At 43.4% G+C, this 16,663-nt stretch carries 13 protein-coding genes; 8 read left to right on the top strand and 5 right to left on the bottom strand.

Annotated features, from left to right (window positions below):
• Positions 1 to 79: 79 nt before the first annotated feature.
• Positions 80 to 1,372, bottom strand: coding sequence for an MFS transporter (locus tag C3B73_RS05520; RefSeq protein ID WP_103664623.1), 1,293 nt, complete (start codon positions 1,370 to 1,372; stop codon positions 80 to 82).
• 156 nt (positions 1,373 to 1,528) lie between these two features.
• Between C3B73_RS05520 and C3B73_RS05515 the strand changes: the two genes are divergently transcribed.
• Positions 1,529 to 2,431 carry a hypothetical protein gene (locus C3B73_RS05515; protein WP_157939435.1) on the top strand — a complete coding sequence of 301 codons (903 nt, stop codon included), beginning with the start codon at positions 1,529 to 1,531 and terminating at the stop codon, positions 2,429 to 2,431.
• On the opposite strand, the gene hemG is transcribed toward C3B73_RS05515, so the two are convergent.
• Together hemG and hemH are read right to left on the bottom strand one after the other, a co-directional pair.
• Positions 2,426 to 3,784 (bottom strand): protoporphyrinogen oxidase, encoded by a 1,359-nt coding sequence (gene hemG / locus C3B73_RS05510; RefSeq protein WP_232803015.1) that lies wholly within the window; start codon positions 3,782 to 3,784, stop codon positions 2,426 to 2,428. The two genes, C3B73_RS05515 and hemG, sit on opposite strands and share 6 nt — an antisense overlap.
• Before the next feature lie 51 nt (positions 3,785 to 3,835).
• Entirely contained in the window at positions 3,836 to 4,900 is a 1,065-nt protein-coding gene (hemH, locus tag C3B73_RS05505; protein WP_103664620.1) for a ferrochelatase, read from the bottom strand.
• Positions 4,901 to 4,963: 63 nt separating this feature from the next.
• Between hemH and C3B73_RS05500 the strand changes: the two genes are divergently transcribed.
• Complete coding sequence (locus tag C3B73_RS05500) at positions 4,964 to 5,773, top strand: NAD-dependent epimerase/dehydratase family protein (protein WP_103664619.1); 810 nt, start codon at positions 4,964 to 4,966, stop codon at positions 5,771 to 5,773.
• Here C3B73_RS05500 and C3B73_RS05495 read toward each other — a convergent pair.
• Positions 5,770 to 6,138 (bottom strand): carboxymuconolactone decarboxylase family protein, encoded by a 369-nt coding sequence (locus C3B73_RS05495; RefSeq protein ID WP_103664618.1) that lies wholly within the window; start codon positions 6,136 to 6,138, stop codon positions 5,770 to 5,772. The genes C3B73_RS05500 and C3B73_RS05495 overlap by 4 nt on opposite strands.
• A gap of 198 nt (positions 6,139 to 6,336) precedes the next feature.
• Here C3B73_RS05495 and C3B73_RS05490 point away from each other — a divergent pair, with 198 nt between their 5' ends.
• From C3B73_RS05490 to C3B73_RS05465, 6 genes are all read left to right on the top strand, one after another.
• On the top strand, positions 6,337 to 7,839 hold the full coding sequence (locus C3B73_RS05490) for a hypothetical protein (protein ID WP_103664617.1): 1,503 nt from the start codon (positions 6,337 to 6,339) through the stop codon (positions 7,837 to 7,839).
• Between the two features lie 146 nt (positions 7,840 to 7,985).
• Entirely contained in the window at positions 7,986 to 9,194 is a 1,209-nt protein-coding gene (locus C3B73_RS05485; RefSeq protein WP_103664616.1) for a DUF4856 domain-containing protein, read from the top strand.
• A gap of 68 nt (positions 9,195 to 9,262) precedes the next feature.
• Positions 9,263 to 10,372 carry an imelysin family protein gene (locus tag C3B73_RS05480; protein WP_103664615.1) on the top strand — a complete coding sequence of 370 codons (1,110 nt, stop codon included), beginning with the start codon at positions 9,263 to 9,265 and terminating at the stop codon, positions 10,370 to 10,372.
• Between the two features lie 3 nt (positions 10,373 to 10,375).
• Positions 10,376 to 11,746 carry an HTTM domain-containing protein gene (locus C3B73_RS05475; RefSeq protein ID WP_103664614.1) on the top strand — a complete coding sequence of 457 codons (1,371 nt, stop codon included), beginning with the start codon at positions 10,376 to 10,378 and terminating at the stop codon, positions 11,744 to 11,746.
• The gene (locus C3B73_RS05470; protein WP_103664613.1) at positions 11,724 to 14,210 is read left to right on the top strand and encodes a TonB-dependent receptor; all 2,487 of its coding nucleotides are present in this window, start codon (positions 11,724 to 11,726) and stop codon (positions 14,208 to 14,210) included. Before C3B73_RS05475 ends, C3B73_RS05470 begins: the two co-directional genes overlap by 23 nt.
• An 83-nt stretch (positions 14,211 to 14,293) precedes the next feature.
• Positions 14,294 to 15,379, top strand: a complete 1,086-nt coding sequence (locus C3B73_RS05465) for a TolB family protein (protein WP_103664612.1) — start codon at positions 14,294 to 14,296, stop codon at positions 15,377 to 15,379.
• A gap of 59 nt (positions 15,380 to 15,438) precedes the next feature.
• On the opposite strand, the gene C3B73_RS05460 is transcribed toward C3B73_RS05465, so the two are convergent.
• Positions 15,439 to 16,644: a hypothetical protein gene (locus C3B73_RS05460; protein ID WP_103664611.1), complete on the bottom strand. Its 1,206-nt coding sequence runs from the start codon at positions 16,642 to 16,644 to the stop codon at positions 15,439 to 15,441.
• Positions 16,645 to 16,663 lie beyond the last annotated feature (19 nt).

Here is a 16,663-nt window from a genome sequence, read left to right as displayed (position 1 = left end):
CTAAAATGTACTGTACTTAAACAGCATTAAATTCTGCGTTAATTTAATAAATAAGTAGATAAATACATTTTTTTCTTTGTTATAATCTTTGAGGGACTTTCTCATGTTTTGTTCCCTGAATTTCTTCAACACTAAACATAAGAATGAGTCCTATCACCAACAGCAGTAATATGGCACTCATGCCCCAGCGCTGACTGTTCATGATCAGCGTGATCCACCCTACCATGATCGGGCCGGCAAATGTCGTCACTTTTCCGGATAGTGCAAACAGTCCAAACATTTGATTTCTTTTATCTTGTGGCGCAAGTCTGCCCATGAATGTGCGGCTTGATGCCTGTACCGGTCCCACAAAGATCCCAAGCAGTAAACCCCAGATCCAGAACCAGGTTTCGGATTCTACAAAAAGTACTGCCACTACCGGTATGATCAATCCTGTTAAAACCAGTACAATGGTTTTCTTACTTCCGCTGATGTCATCCAGCCATGCAAACCCAAATGCCCCTAATCCTGCCGTAAAATTGAGAGCGATTCCAAACATGAATATCTGACCGGTATCAAAATTAAAGGTCCCTGCAGCATATACACCACCCATTGCAAAGATGGTGGCAAGTCCATCATTATAAAAGATCCTGGCAAGAAGAAATTTCCAGATGTTCGGCTCATCCTTTAACATTACCAACCCGTTTTTCAGCTCTTGCTTACCGTCAGTTAGAGCCTGCCTGATGGTCTTATTTTTAGAAGGAGTATCCGGAGTTTTTAAGAACAAGGGCAGGCTGAACAAGGCATACCATATGGCTGTAAACAAAAAAGTGATCCTTACATTTTGAAGGGACCCTTCATTCAGTCCAAAAAGCTCCGCCCCATTCTCAACAAACCCAAAGTAACAGATGATCAGGCAAAATAATCCACCCGCATAGCCCATGGCCCAGCCCCAGCCTGACCACTTCCCAATGTTAAGGCTGGTCGTCAGGTCAGGCAACATCGCGTTGTAAAAGATGAAGGAAAGTTCCGCTCCAACTGTGGCAATAAAAGCCATGATCAACGCAAACCAGATAAAATCTGTACCGGGTTCGGCAAACCATAGCATACCGCAGCCAAAAATACACATCAGCGTAAAAAAGCCAATCCACGGTTTACGGCGTCCACCTTCATCCGCAATGGAACCCAGCAATGGAGCCGTCAGCGCTATCACAAAACCCGCCAGTCCGATCATATTTCCCCAAAGGGCTGTACCGGTGGTTTCATTTTCAGCGATGGATTGAGCAAAATAGGCAGCAAATACAAAGGTTTGGATCATCACGAAATAGGCGGAGTTGGCCCAATCATACATAGCCCATGCAAAGAGTCCTTTTGAGGAATTTGAATCTTTCATTGTTTAAATATGTGAATTATGAGCCCGAATATCGCCCCTGAGAAGGGAAAAGCAAAATTCAACTTTTCAATGTTATATAAGTTCAATTTTACTACATTCTTCTTTTTTTAATTAAAAAATGTGTTCATGTCCACCTCATATCTAAAAACTATACCTATGGCGACCTTTGTTGCCTTCCTAATGTTTCTTTCCTCACCTCTGTTTGCACAAACCTTACCTAATGTACTTGGGGACCCTTACTATGGCACAGCAGAGCTTGGAAACTCAGCTTCCAGTGTTTCTCAGGATATCTTAGCAGGAGGCTCTTTTGACCTATCTGAAATGAACGGTGACTATGAGGGATTCATAAGCTCTGTACCCGACCTACAACTGACCTATGAAGCATCAAACAGTGAACTCAATTTTACAGTAGAGGTCGAAGATGGTGCAGATGACCCTGTGATACTGATATTTTCACCCTCCGGTGAGTTTCATTTTAATGATGATGGGGATGAAAACGGGTATAATTCAGAAATAACAATTGAAAACCCTGAATCAGGAAATTATGCGGTATGGGTTGGCAACTATGATGCTGAGGACTTCATTTCAACTACCTTGGTGATCTCAGAGATCAACAGATATGGAAACAGCGAGAACACCGGCTTAATAAGCAATGCCTCTTTTGATGAGCTGGACATCTCTGAAGATCCTTATTATGGTGACGTAACCCTTGAAAGTGGCTTTATGCCCGATCCCTATGTAAAAACCATTACAGCCGGAGGTTCTGTAGATCTGTCCCAATACGGCTACTCCGGATATACCGCTGCAAAACCAGATATAGATTTTTATTTTACTCCTTCTAGTAATGCAAATGAGACTCTTACTATCTCTGTCAACAGTGAAACGGATACGATTTTGCTCATCAATGATCCTGAAGGGACCTGGTACTTTAGTGATGATTCAAATGGAGTAAACCCAGCTATTACCTTCCAGGATCCTAAAGATGGGTTATACAGTATTTTTGTTGGCACGTTCGACTCTGAAAACGCTGAAGCAGAACTTGTGATTTCAGAGCTATAATGTGAACGTTTTTTGAACCAAGGTTTTTGCACCCTTTATACAATCAGGTACTGAAACTCCCCATCGGTAATTACCGCCAAAATACAACCCGGGATAATTCTCTTCTGCCTGCTTCAGGACTTCACGAATGTGCTCGTAACCCACGTGAAACTGAGGGATCGCCTTTCCCCACATAACCGACCTTACGTACAACGGATCAGCCTTTATTCCAGTGAGACTTGCAAACTCCTGAAGGATCTCTTGTTCGATGTCGTCTATGGATTCACTTAACAAGCACTTATCGTGAGCCCCTCCGGTCATAAGGGTAAAATGAAAATGATCATCCTTACTCAATTCCGGAAAAATGCTTGTTTTCCAAATGGCGCCAAGCAGTCGAATGTTTTCTTTTCTTGGGATCAAAAACCCAAATCCCTGCTTTTCAAGATCCACATTCTCTCCTTTAAATATAAGCTGAGTGGATACCATGGGCGAATACGTGATCTGTCCAAGCGCATCTTTCAGATCTCCCTCAACGTTATCTAACAGGTTCGCCAGTTCGTGTGCCGGCAGGCATGAAATAACCTGATCTGAGTGATACGTGGATTTATCCGTTTCGACCAGATATCCCCCCTCCTTATTTGTGACTCTCAGGATCTTTTCGTGGCGGATATTTTCTGTAAGCTTTGATTGTATGGCCTCTGCCAGCTGTTGAACCCCTTTTTTGAAGGAAAGAACGGTTGGCTTTACATCAGACTTTTCTTTTTTAGACCGGAAAGCCCCGATGATCAAGGAGCCAAACTGTTGCTCATTTTCTGCCAGTTGCGGCAATATCTCCTTTTTACTCATTTGGTAGATATCTCCGGCATAGATCCCGGAAAAGACCGGGTCCACCAGATAATCAACCGCTTCCTTTCCGATCCTGCGTTCCAGAAAAGCTCCGACACTTTCATCGGTTTCGGGACCCTTTGAGATAAACGGTTCAGCAAATATTCGCCATTTACCTTTTGCCGACAACACCTTGGTGGTAAACAGGGTCTTTGGAGATGGCACCAATTCCTGAAGCTCCTGATGCCGCACGATGTATCGGGTTTTAAAGGCTTCTGAGATCTCTACCATCTCATCTTCCAATCCCACATCTTTTGCCAGGGCTCTGAGTGAGCCATCTTTATCCCGAAGTGAATTCGGCCCAAAATTGACTACGGTTCCCTCAATTTCTGAAGACCTAATTACGCCACCGACCTTATCCTCTTTTTCAATAAGGGTAAATGGAACTCCGGCTTTTTTAAGATACCAGGCCGTGGCTAATCCGGAGATCCCACCGCCTAATACCATTACTTTTCTTTTTTCACCGGAATCTTCCATCAGGATGTTCACTAAGTTCTGACCGGTTGTTCAACAAACCGACATGAACCGATTTTCATTAATTTAAGCTACGGGTTCGGCAGGTTTTAGCATATCGGTACACCAGGTTTCAAGCGCATCGATCCATAGATCGCTGTCGTTGACGCATGGGATCAGGATCAGATCATCTCCGCCTGCTTCCACAAAGTCTTCCTTACCGCGTATTCCGATCTCTTCCAGGGTCTCAATACAGTCAGAGATAAAAGCCGGGCAGGCAACGGCTACTTTCTTCACACCCTCCTCTTCGGCTAGGCGTACCAGCTCATCATCAGTGGCCGGCAGTAGCCAGGGGTCAATACCCAGCTTAGATTGAAAAGCAACACTATAGCTGAAGTCCTTACTGTCCAGATCAAGATATTCTGCCACATTCTGTGTAGTCTTCATATCCTGATGGCGATAACAGAAGGTATGAGCCGGAGAATTCACATTACAGCAATCTTCACATTTGAGGCAGTGATCACCGGTGATATCGCGCTTTTTTATGTGCCGTTCCGGAACACCATGATAGGAGAACAGAAGATGCTCAATGTCATGTTCTTCAATATATGGACGAATACTCTCACCCAATGCTTTCACATATTGGGGATCGTCATAAAAGGCCTCCTTGAATTTCACTTCAAGTTGTGGATACTTACTCTGCCACACTTCTTTCGCTTTCTCGATCACCGTTTCGGTGGTTGACATGGCGTATTGAGGATAAAGTGGTATCAGGAAGATCTCCTCCAGATCCGGATTCTTTTCCATCAATTCATCAAAACCGGCTTCAATTGAAGGGTTACCGTAACGCATTCCCATGGCGATCGGCACATTCTCTCCCAGTCTTTTTTGAAGTTTATCGATCACCTGCTGTGTGATCACGATCAAAGGAGATCCCTCATCCCACCAGATCAGTTCATAAGCTTCTGCAGATTCTTTGGGGCGAATAGGTAAGATGATCCCTTCCACAAGTGCCTTTCTGATCGGGGTTGGGAAATCGATCACTCTTTTATCAGTTAAAAACTCTCTCAGGTACACTTTCAGGTCGGCCGGTTCATAACTGTCCGGTGACCCAAGGTTTACCAATAAAATGCCTGTTTTAGATTGTTCCATGCCAGATTTTAGTATAAGTTTAGTGTACAGTTGCGCAATAACATTGTTTAATGTGAAGATATTATGAAATCAGATTCAGTTACCTCCGTATTGATCGTCGGTTGCGGATGGGTTGGGAAAAAACTTGGTCAGTACCTCAGTGATAATGGGTATAAGGTCTATGGAACCACCAGATCTAAACAAAATTTTTCCGGAATCAAAGAACATAATATCACGCCCGTAAAGCTTCAGCTTTCGATCGATAAAATACAAAATATTGAGCTTCCTAAAGTAAATTCAGTTGTTATATCTATTTCACCGGGGCGGGGTGAGAACAGAAATACATATCCTGATATCATCCGCCAGCTCGGCGAGCTTTGGAAGGAAACCAACACACAGGTGATCATGTATAGTTCCACCGGAGTGTATGGAAACGCAAAAGGTTTGATCAATGAAAACCATACCAAACCAGACCCCAAGAATGGCAACGTTATATGTGCTGCTGAAGGTGAACTCTGTAAGGCTTTGAGTGATGCTGTAATACTTCGACTGGCGGGTTTGTACGGTGAAGACCGTCATCCTGTGAAGTATCTGGCCGGCCGTGAGAATGTAAAGAATGGTGAGGCTCCTGTAAATCTGGTCCACCGTGAGGATGTTATTCAGGTCACACAATTAATGATCAAGAATGAGATCCGTTCACAGATCTATAATGTTTGCGGCCCGGTTCATCCCTCAAAGCAGAAAATTTATACCACCATAGCTAATAGACTGGGTATGGATGAACCTGATTTTTTACAGGGTGGAGCCGACTACAAACAGATATCTTCTCAAAAACTGGTCAAGGATCTTGAATATGAGTTCATTCATCCCGATCCAATGAAATATCCAAATTAAACCGTCTTTAACGTCCCTTCTTCTTCCAGCAATTCAAGTGTATTGGTTGCATGACGCAAATGGGGGATCACAATACTGCCACCCACTATCAAAGCTACGTTCATGGCATCCACGATCTCAGCTTTGGTTGAACCGGTTTTTGCACATTGCTCGAGGTGATAATCAATGCAATCGTTGCAGCGAAGCACGGCAGAAGCAACCAAGCCCAGAAGCTCCTTGGTTTGTTTCGGAAGCGCCCCATCCCGGTAAGTGTTGGTATCCATATTGAAAAAACGTTTGATCCCCAGGTGATCCAGATCCATCACTTTTTCGTTCATGATCTCACGTTCTTCTCTGAATTGATCTAATCGGTTTTTATCGGACATATTAGGGTTGATTATTTTTGGCTTGTTATTGTCTGCTTAAAATAGAGAGTTTTTAGAGGGAATGTGGTGTTGAATTTTGTAATTAAGATTGAGACGTACCTGAATTCACATGCTGAGTGTAATTCCTTCTAAAAGCATTTTGAATCCTCTGACTCTTAACTATCTTCTTATGCTTAGAAGATTTATAAATAAGGTTCAATGTTCTGGAAAAAGAAGGAAGCTAAACATAAACTGGTCGTTATCGGTGACAGCCTGTCTCAGGGTTTTAACAACGGTGGCATTTACCGTACAGACATCAATTTCCCATCCTTCATCCACAGGTGTTTTGAACCCAAACCTGATTTTGATCAACCCATTTTTACGGCTCAGGCCGGTATACCTCTGAATATAGAAGTCATTGTTCGAGGACTTTCGGAAAAATACGGAGATGAAATTGATCTGACCGAGGCGCTATCAGCTTCGAAATATATGTTCACAACCTTCAAGCGGATCAAAAAATACTGGGAAGGTGGCATGAAGGATCTGTCGGTTGAAAGAACCACTCCCTATCATAATCAATCGATATGGGGATTCAATATCAGTGATTCCTGGACTGTCACAGAAAAGAACAGCCGTGAATACATCCTTAATAACAAGGAATCGTTTACCGTATTCAATATGCTGCCGGAGCATGCTAAATTTACCACAGCCCGCCTGGTGCTTAATCCAACACTGAACCCGGAGTACGAAAACCGCTCTCAGATCGATAATGCTCACATATTAGCAGAAGATGGTGGTATCGAAAATCTGATCGTATGCCATGGTCACAATAACATACTTGCTGCCGTCACAGACCTGAAAGTCATTTGGACGGAAGATGAGGATGACCTTGAGGCGTTTCCGGGTCACCGAAACTATACGGTATACCGGCCGGAGCATTTTGAGCAACAATACCGAAAACTGGCTGAAAAGATCTCGAAATTAGGAGCTCGTCGGGTGTTTGTGCCAACGATCCCCTACGTGACCATCCCACCCGTAATTCGTGGCGTAAATTCCGATCTTTCAAGTCAACGTCTGGGTTATTTTGATTACTACACCCGCTTTTGGATCTGGGATGAAGACTTTCATCCCGATAAACATCCCTACCTTACCAAAGAACAGGTCATTGAACTCGACTTTACAATTGACGCTTACAACAAGATCATCAAATCCATTGCTGAAGAGTACGGCTGGACAGTTGTCCCGATCGCTAAGAATGTAGCCGGACTTGCCCACAGGCGACTTGGAGGCGAGTTAGTTCGCGATCTTCCTAAAGGACTAGGTGATGCCCTGCTTGCCAGAGAATCCACAAAACACCTGGTGGATGAATCCGGCAACATCAAGCTAACCACTGATTTCATCCGGCTCAACGAGGAAGGAAAGATCTACAAAGGTGGTATTTTCAGCCTGGATGGACTACACCCTACCACCATCGGTTATGGATTAATGGCCAATGTGTACATCAAGACCATGGCCCGCGCCGGAGTGAAATTTGAGCGAGGCATTGACTGGAATGAAGTCGTTGCTGAAGATACCCTCGTCAACGATCCACCTATTTTACTTGCCGAACTACGAATGGTACTAAGAATGCTTGCCATGAATCATCAGGAACGCATCTTCAGCGTCAGTAAGAACATACTCAGTCAGGTTATGGAGATCGTTTCACCCCGCCAACACGACTAAAAATACGCCTCCCTTTATATTTCTATAGCTTTCTTATTTTAATTTAGATTTATTCTACATAAGCTTTGATTCCGTCTAAAAAGCTCCTTAACTTAGAATTGTTCTAAATAATAACTCTAACCATATCATATCAATTTTCTTCTCAGATGAAACTCTCTAATATATTATTACTTCCGATATTAGCTCTTTCTCTTTTTTCCTGCGATAATAATAACGAACCAAATATAGACGCTCCTGCCACTTATGAGTTTACCCGAAACGGTGAATCATCTGTATCATTTACCGGTCAAACCACCCGGATACAAATGGCCGCAGAGTTGACTTCCGCCATGCTGGATTTTGACAATTCCACTGAAACGCTGCTCCTGGAAATGTATCGTAATGAAACTGCTAATGGTGGTGATGCCGATCCATTTCAGAATCCGGATCTGAATGATGCCACCAAAAATATAAAAGGCAAAGTAGCTGCCTCCACTGATTATTTTGCTTCCAACACTCAGATGAGTGCCGATATCAAAAATGAATTTGAAAGCTGGATCAGCGCTCAGGTCAATGAAGTATTTCCTAATGAAAATACCCTGGCAGCCCCCGGTCAGCCCGGACAAATTGCTGATGGTTCATCTACACGGTATGTAAACGGAAAAGGTTTTGAATACAATCAACTGGTGGGCAAAAGCCTCATCGGTGCTTTGATGGCCGACCAAATGCTAAATAACTATTTAAGTACTTCGGTATTGGACGCCGGAACGAACCGCGAAGATAATAATGAGGGAACTCTCGCTGAAGGCTCCAATTATACCAACATGGAACATAAGTGGGATGAAGCCTACGGATACTTATTCGGAAATGCTGACAATCCTGCAAATCCTACCATCGGTGAGGGTAGTGGTTTTCTGAATACCTATCTTGGGCGGGTTGACGGTGACGATGATTTTGCCGGAATTGGACAGGAAACCTACGAAGCTTTTATTCTTGGACGAGCCGCCATTGAGGCCGGAGCTTATGATGTTCGTGATGAACAAGCACAGATCATTCGGGAAAATATCTCAACTGTGATCTCGGTAAGAGCTGTCTACTATCTGCAGTCCGGGAAAGCAGCCCTGGAGCAATCCAATCCTGATTTTGGAGCAGCTTTTCACGATCTTTCTGAAGCTTATGGGTTTATGTATAGCCTGAAATTCAGCCGTGTTCCAAATTCTGATAGTCCCTACCTTTCTTCTGAGGAAATTGATGCAATGTTAGCTCAGTTAGAGGATGGAGAAGGACTTTGGGATGTTGAAACCAGCACGTTGGATCAAATGTCTGAAACGATTGCGGCTCAATTTGATTTCACAGTAGCACAAGCCGCTAATTAAAACCATTTTTATAATAAAGCTGGCATTAAGAAAAATTGCCAGCTTTTTTGTTTTAAACCATTTTTGCCATGAAGAAATATGCCATTCTGTTATTAACTGTTTTCTTTCTATGGAGCTGTACGAATAACGGCCCTTCAGGCCCCAACCCGGATGATTTTGATCGAGAAGCAATTTTAGTGAACTGGGCTGATAATATTATCATCCCTTCATTTACTGATCTATCAGAGGCGACTGACCAACTCCATACCTCGGCTGAAACTTTTTCAGCCTCCCCTACCCAGCAAAATCTAAACACCCTTCGAAACTCCTGGGAAAATACTTATCTCGCATTTCAGCATGTTTCTATGTTTGAGATGGGAGAAGCCATGCAGCTTCGTTTTCGGGATAATCTGAATATATACCCAACCGACACAACTGAGATCAAACAGAATGTCAGTGAAGGGGGGTATGATCTAACACTTCCTTCTTTAAATGACAGTCAGGGCTTCCCTGCACTGGATTATCTGATCCATGGTCTCGGTGATAATGACATTGAAATACTATCATATTACACCACCAACATTGATGCCCAAAACTATCGCACTTACCTGACAGACCTGACCCTGCGAATCGATACTCTAACTGATCAGGTCTTAAACAGCTGGACATCAGGATATCGGGATGAATTTGTAAGTAACTCTGGAAACGGAGCTAATTCTTCACTCGACATGATGGTAAATGATTATATCTATTATTACGAAAAACACTTGCGCGCGGGCAAGATCGGCATTCCGGCCGGTGTTTTTTCCGGTTCGCCATTAAGCAGTCATGTTGAGGCTTATTACAGTGAAGGCTTTTCTAAGGCTTTATTCAATGAAGCATTGTCAGCGAGTATCAATTTCTTTAATGGCACTCACTTTGAAGGAGAAGCTGATGGTCAAAGTCTGGATGATTACCTGGATTATCTCAATACCATGAAAGATGGTGCTGACCTCACATCCATCATAAATAGCCAGTTTCAGGATGCAAAAAATGAAGCTCAGACTTTGAACGATAACTTCGCTGTTCAGGTAGAATCTGATAACAGCCTCATGCTTTCAACATACGATGAGCTTCAGCGGAATGTCGTCAACCTGAAAGTGGATATGCTTCAGGCATTGAATATCAATGTAGATTATGTGGATGCCGACGGTGACTAAGGCGTGAATAATTCTTCCATTCGCACATATTTTTCCGGTACCAAGAATGCTGCTCCATTAGCCGTTTTCCGAATCCAGTTTGGGATCCTGATGTTTTGGAGCATCATTCGTTTTGCGGCAAACGGCTGGATTTCTAAACTTTACATAGAACCGCAATTTTTCTTTTCCTACTACGGCTTTGAATGGGTTCAGCCTTTGGGTGAATGGACCTATCTGATTTTTATCATTTGCGGGCTCGCCTCTTTATTTGTAGCCATAGGCTTCAAATATAGATGGGCAATTATCATTTTTTTCCTCAGTTTCACTTACATCGAGCTGATGGATAAGACCACCTACCTGAACCACTATTACTTCATCAGTATACTCAGTTTTTTAATGATCTTTCTCCCGGCTCACTGCTATTTTTCTGTAGACGCTTGGCAGGATGAAAAGATCCGCTCACAGAAAGTTCCCTCCTGGACCATCGATTCTATCAAACTACTTTTAGGGATCGTATATTTTTATGCCGGTCTTGCCAAACTCAATTCGGACTGGTTATTTGAAGCCATGCCATTGCAGATCTGGTTACCGGCTAAGTACTCTATTCCATTATTAGGTGATCTGCTGCAGCAAACCTGGATGCATTACATCTTTGCCTGGAGTGGCGCCATTTACGATCTGTCTATTCCGTTTCTGCTGTTATATAAACGAACCAAGCCTTTTGCATTTATTTTGGTGGTTGTATTCCACGTTATGACCAGGGTGCTTTTCCCGATCGGTATGTTTCCATATATAATGATCGCCAGTGCCCTTATCTTTTTTGACTCTGCATTACATAATAAGATCCTGGAAAAACTTTCAGAATGGCTTAGGATCAGTAAATCCTATTTTGATAACGGTGCTGTTTACGAATTTCCAAAGACCTGGCTCCGTAATGCCTCCATGGGTATCATATCAGCATTTTTTATTCTTCAACTTTTGATCCCCTTTCGGTACCTACTCTATCCGGGTGAATTGTTCTGGACTGAGGAAGGGTACCGATTTTCATGGCGAGTGATGCTCATGGAAAAAGCCGGGTATGCAAATTTCAAGGTTGTTGATCCTGAAAATGATCAGCGTTTCTATGTTGATAATACGCAGTTTCTGACCCGCTTCCAGGAAAAGCAGATGTCCTCGCAGCCGGATTTTATTCTGGAATATGCACACTTCCTTGAAGATCATTATCAGGAACAAGGCATCAAAGATCCAGAAATATATGCTGAAAGCTACGTTGCCCTCAATGGGCGGCGAAGTCAACCTTATGTAGACCCAAACGTTGATCTAACAGAGATCGAACCCTCATTTAAACACCGAACCTGGTTACTCCCATTTGATGACGAAATTAAAGGCCTTTAGTTTATTACTGTTCACAGGAATCTGGTGCTTCCCTGCTTTTGCCCAGCATCAGATCTCAGGGTATGTGATCAATGCGGAATCCAAGGAACCCATTGAATCAGTTGAGATATATGATAATAATGCGGGTAAGTCCTATAGTACGAATGAGGAGGGTTATTTCGAGATCAATGACCTGCCATATGGAACCTATTTTCTGTTTTTCTACAAATTGGGGTATGAAGTAGAACAACGGCCCATCATTTTGGATACCCAAAACGCCAACATCTACATTGAACTCAGAAAATTATCCAGGGAAATGTCTGAGGTGGCCATCATTGAGCAAAAAGAGCAAGTATTTGCCATGCAGCGCTTGCGTGAAGTGGAGGGCACAGCCATCTTTGCAGGCAAGAAGAATGAGGTCATCAATCTGGATCAGATGATTGTAAATACATCCTCCAATAATGCCCGGCAGATCTACAGCCAGATTTCAGGATTGAACATATTTGAATCAAATGATGCAGGACTCCAACTGAATATCGGTGGACGTGGCTTGGACCCAAATCGTTCTTCCAATTTTAATACCCGCCAAAACAACTATGACATCAGTGCGGATGTGTTAGGCTACCCTGAAAGTTATTACACCCCTCCAGCCGAGGGCATAAAAGAGATACAGGTCATACGCGGAGCGGCTTCCCTGCAGTATGGTACTCAGTTTGGTGGTCTCGTCAATTTTAAAATGAAAACTCCTGAAAGAGATAGAAATATAGAACTCATATCTCGTCAATCTCTTGGATCTAATGCTCTTTTTACCTCTTTCAACAGCCTGAGTGGTTCAATCGGTAAGATCGGATATTATGGGTATTTCAATTATAAGCAAGGAAATGGTTTTCGCCCCAATTCAAATTTCGATTCTCAGAATGCCTATATCTTCAGTGATTACAAGCTGGGTAAAAACACAACCATCAGTGCTGATTTTACTTACCTGTACTACCTGGCACAGCAGCCGGGTGGCTTAACAGATGCTCAGTTTTACCGGGACCCAACCATTAGTAATCGTACCCGGAACTGGTTTGAAGTGGATTGGAAACTGGCCTCTCTAAAATTAGAGCACCGATTTTCTTACAAAACCCGACTAAGCGTATTGACCTATGGCCTTGATGCCTCCAGGAAATCTGTCGGATTCCGTACAAACCGAGTCTCTCAGGAAGATGACCTTGATGCCCCCCGCGACCTCATTCTTGGAGATTTCAACAATTGGGGTACTGAAATACGTTTCCTGAATCGCTATGAGATCGGTTCCATGAGTTCTGTTTTCCTGATCGGTTCCAAATATTATCAGTCTAACAATGAATCCGTCCAGGGGCCGGGTACCGCAAGTTCAGAAGCTGACTTTTCTCTTGGTGACCAACAGTTTCCTAATTACCCCAACCAATCTGATTTCACCTTTCCAAACCGCAATGTGGCTGTGTTTGGGGAGAACATATTCTATTTAAAGGATAACCTTTCGATCACACCGGGATTTCGCTTCGAATATATCAATACAAGAAGTGAAGGGACTTTTAAACGCATCAATTTCGATCTTGCCGGAAATCCAATACAAAACGAAACTTTTGAAGACAACCGCGATTTCAAGCGTAGCTTTATTTTATTGGGAACCGGTATCAGTTATCTCCCGAGCTCAAAAACAGAATTTTATGGAAATTTCTCTCAAAACTATCGCTCTGTAACTTTCAATGATATTCGCATTGTCAATCCAACATTTCAGGTTGATCCAGACATTACAGATGAAAGCGGATTTACAACCGACTTTGGGATCAGGGGTCGTTTTAATGAATCTGTTTCATATGATATCGGGGGTTTTGGTTTATTGTATGATAACCGAATTGGTGAGGTTCTGAGAGCAGAAACCCGCCAGAATACAGAAGGAGAACTGGAGGAAACAGGCCGTGTTGTCCGTTACCGTGGAAACATCGGGCAGGCATTTATGTATGGCATTGAAAGCCTGATCGAATTAAATCTATTGCCGATACTAGGATATGATTCACCGGATAAAAAACTTAGCTTTTTTGCCAATACGGCTCTGACCCGATCGGAATACCTCAATTCAGACATTCCAGGTATCGAAGGTAATAATGTAGAGTTTGTCCCCTTTTTGAATCTTAAAACGGGATTCAACATTGGTTATAAAGATTTTGTTGGGAGTCTGCAGTACACCTATGTAACCAGGCAGTTCACGGATGCTTCTAACGCAGAGCAAAATCCCTTTGATAACCAAAGTGGCATCCGGGGTGAAATACCTGCATATGATGTTCTGGATCTTTCCTTTTCCTATAACTGGAATAGGGTAACGCTTGAATCAGGCATCAATAACGTTTTGCACAACTGGTATTTTACACGACGTGCAACAGGTTATCCCGGCCCCGGCATTATCCCATCCCCCCCACGTACCTTTTATCTTACTTTGGAGCTTAAGATCGGAAGTTAAATTCTGAGCAATTTCCTGCCCATTCAAAACAAATTATTTTCCTTATCTTTAATCCATTCATCAAAATTATTCTAAAACTATTCATGAAGTACCTACTAATATCTGTGGCAGCCATGCTGGCTGTTTCCTGTAACTCCACACCTGAAAAAGAAACTTACAACCCGGAATCTGACTCACTCAAGTACGAGCAGGAAGTTCACCTCCGGAATGTTCAACAGCTCACTTTTGGTGGCGACAATGCTGAAGCTTACTGGAGCTACGACAGTGACAAACTGATCTTTCAATCCAACAATCCGGAATGGGGAGTGGAGTGTGATCAGATCTTCACGATGGATATTTCTGAAAAAGAACCCGGATTTGAGCCAACCATGATCAGTACCGGAAATGGCCGGACTACCTGTGCGTACTTCCTGCCGGGAGATTCAACCTTTGTGTATTCTTCAACCCACGAGTCTGGCATGGAATGTCCTACCCCTCCCGAGCGCGGAGAAGCAGGTGCCTACGTTTGGCCCATCTATGATACCTACGATATTTATAAAGCTGACATGAATGGTAACGTCATTGCAAAACTCACCGATGAACCGGGTTATGATGCTGAACCTACTGTTTCTCCCAAAGGTGACAAGATCGTTTTTACGTCAGACCGTTCCGGAGATCTGGAGTTATACATTATGGACACCGACGGTTCCAACGTGATACAGATAACCGACGAACTCGGTTATGATGGCGGCGCTTTCTTCTCGCCTGATGGCACTCAGCTGATCTTCAGGGCCTCACGACCTCAGACTGAGGAAGAAGTCACAAAATACAAGTCATTACTGGATGACGGTCTGGTGGAACCGACTAACATGGAGCTCTTTATTGTAAATGTAGACGGTACCGGATTACGACAGATCACCGATCTCGGCAATGCCAACTGGGCTCCTTATTTTCATCCATCCGGAGAGAAAGTGGTATTCTCCTCAAATCATCAGTCGCAACGTGGCTTTCCATTCAACATCTTCATGATCAATGTGGATGGAACCGGACTTGAACAGGTCACCTTTGATGAACAATTTGATTCCTTTCCGATGTTCTCACCGGATGGCAAGAAGATCGTGTTCTCATCCAATCGAAATAACGGCGGTGACCGATCTACCAACGTCTTTGTGGCTGACTGGGTGGATTAGTCACATTTTCGGATCTTACGAATTTGATCAAAAAGCACGGTTTTCTAAGCTGTGCTTTTTTAATAGGACCACTTTAACCTAAAGTAAATGCCGTTCGGGGTATCGGTCAGATCAGTAAAGACGGCCCCCTTTAGAAGCTGAGCCAGGATCAAAAGATCGATATTCTCGGAAAGGGAGCGGGTAAACTGGGGGATCAGGATGATCATCTTCCGATCAAAGCTCCCCATAATTCCACCGGAAATACTTGTTAAAGGATTTACCTGATAGGCTCCATTCAGGAAGTACCCTGTTTCCGCAATAAAAAGATCGGATGCACTGGGCGGTCTGGTTAACTGTGCCACCGGATTCAGGGATCGGCTCCATCCCCCGTTATACAATAATTCGGCAGAGCCATATACCCCATTCTGAAACATATAATCTGCTCCTACCGTGGAGGTGATATGTCCGGTTTCATCAAAGAAATTATCTCTGGGGTGAAAATACGTGAACTCACCCCTGAATCCTGCATTCTTAAGATATCCGCTCCATCCGGCTCCTACGGCCAGTTCTTCAAAATAATTTCCTACAATGAATTGCAGATCATACTCTCCGGCATTTCCGCGGACCATTCCGGCTATAACCGACTCATCAATGCCATTCCCCAAACGGTAACCGGCCTCCACACTGGATGCATAACTCCACGAATAAGATGCATAAAAAGCATCTGTACCCGGACGCTCTTCATAATCAAAATCGAGATAGGCGTAGGCGTTGAACAGGTCGTTGGGATTCCACACCATGGTCTTTCCCCAGTTGATCCGCTGGCGACCTGCATGCAGTTCCCACGGTCCGTTGATATAAGATACGTGCAGGCGATCAATGGCGGTATTTAACACGGTGTTGTCCGTATCGATCCAGGTGTGACTCAGATCGAAGTATCCGCGATCGTTGGATAGAAAGTCACCATAACCCGGTGAATTATTGACCGTCCAGCCGTTAAAGAGGCGTGTTCTGGCATCTGCCCTGATCTCAAATTTTTCCCCCAGGCCAAAACGGCTTTCAATGCGATGATGCAGGATGTTATCGTACCTTAGTGTTCCAAGATCATTGCTCAGGCTAAAAACACCGAGCTCTTTCACGTATCCTCTGAGGTCAGCCTCAATATTTTGGGACTGAATGGTTGTTGGAACCAGCAAAATCAGAATCAGAATAACTAAGCCAAATCCAAAACGCCTCGACGTTACTTCATAAGCTCCTACTTCATATTTAAAAATATGTTCGTTCATAATTCCATATTCAAACTAA

The organism is Gracilimonas amylolytica, from assembly GCF_002911695.1.
Classification (GTDB): domain Bacteria; phylum Bacteroidota; class Rhodothermia; order Balneolales; family Balneolaceae; genus Gracilimonas; species Gracilimonas amylolytica.
Note: the sequence above shows the minus strand (reverse complement) of the source record. Positions and strands in the feature narration are given on the sequence as shown.

What these genes read in the sequence shown, in the direction of transcription:
- C3B73_RS05520 (WP_103664623.1), bottom strand. Translation starts at nt 1,372, where the DNA reads ATGAAAGATTCAAATTCCTCAAAAGGACTCTTTGCATGGGCTATGTAT.
- hemH (WP_103664620.1), bottom strand. Translation starts at nt 4,900, where the DNA reads ATGGAACAATCTAAAACAGGCATTTTATTGGTAAACCTTGGGTCACCG.
- C3B73_RS05495 (WP_103664618.1), bottom strand. Translation starts at nt 6,138, where the DNA reads ATGTCCGATAAAAACCGATTAGATCAATTCAGAGAAGAACGTGAGATC.
- C3B73_RS05500 (WP_103664619.1), top strand. Translation starts at nt 4,964, where the DNA reads ATGAAATCAGATTCAGTTACCTCCGTATTGATCGTCGGTTGCGGATGG.
- C3B73_RS05460 (WP_103664611.1), bottom strand. Translation starts at nt 16,644, where the DNA reads ATGAACGAACATATTTTTAAATATGAAGTAGGAGCTTATGAAGTAACG.
- C3B73_RS05485 (WP_103664616.1), top strand. Translation starts at nt 7,986, where the DNA reads ATGAAACTCTCTAATATATTATTACTTCCGATATTAGCTCTTTCTCTT.
- C3B73_RS05470 (WP_103664613.1), top strand. Translation starts at nt 11,724, where the DNA reads ATGACGAAATTAAAGGCCTTTAGTTTATTACTGTTCACAGGAATCTGG.
- C3B73_RS05490 (WP_103664617.1), top strand. Translation starts at nt 6,337, where the DNA reads ATGTTCTGGAAAAAGAAGGAAGCTAAACATAAACTGGTCGTTATCGGT.
- C3B73_RS05480 (WP_103664615.1), top strand. Translation starts at nt 9,263, where the DNA reads ATGAAGAAATATGCCATTCTGTTATTAACTGTTTTCTTTCTATGGAGC.
- C3B73_RS05515 (WP_157939435.1), top strand. Translation starts at nt 1,529, where the DNA reads ATGGCGACCTTTGTTGCCTTCCTAATGTTTCTTTCCTCACCTCTGTTT.
- C3B73_RS05465 (WP_103664612.1), top strand. Translation starts at nt 14,294, where the DNA reads ATGAAGTACCTACTAATATCTGTGGCAGCCATGCTGGCTGTTTCCTGT.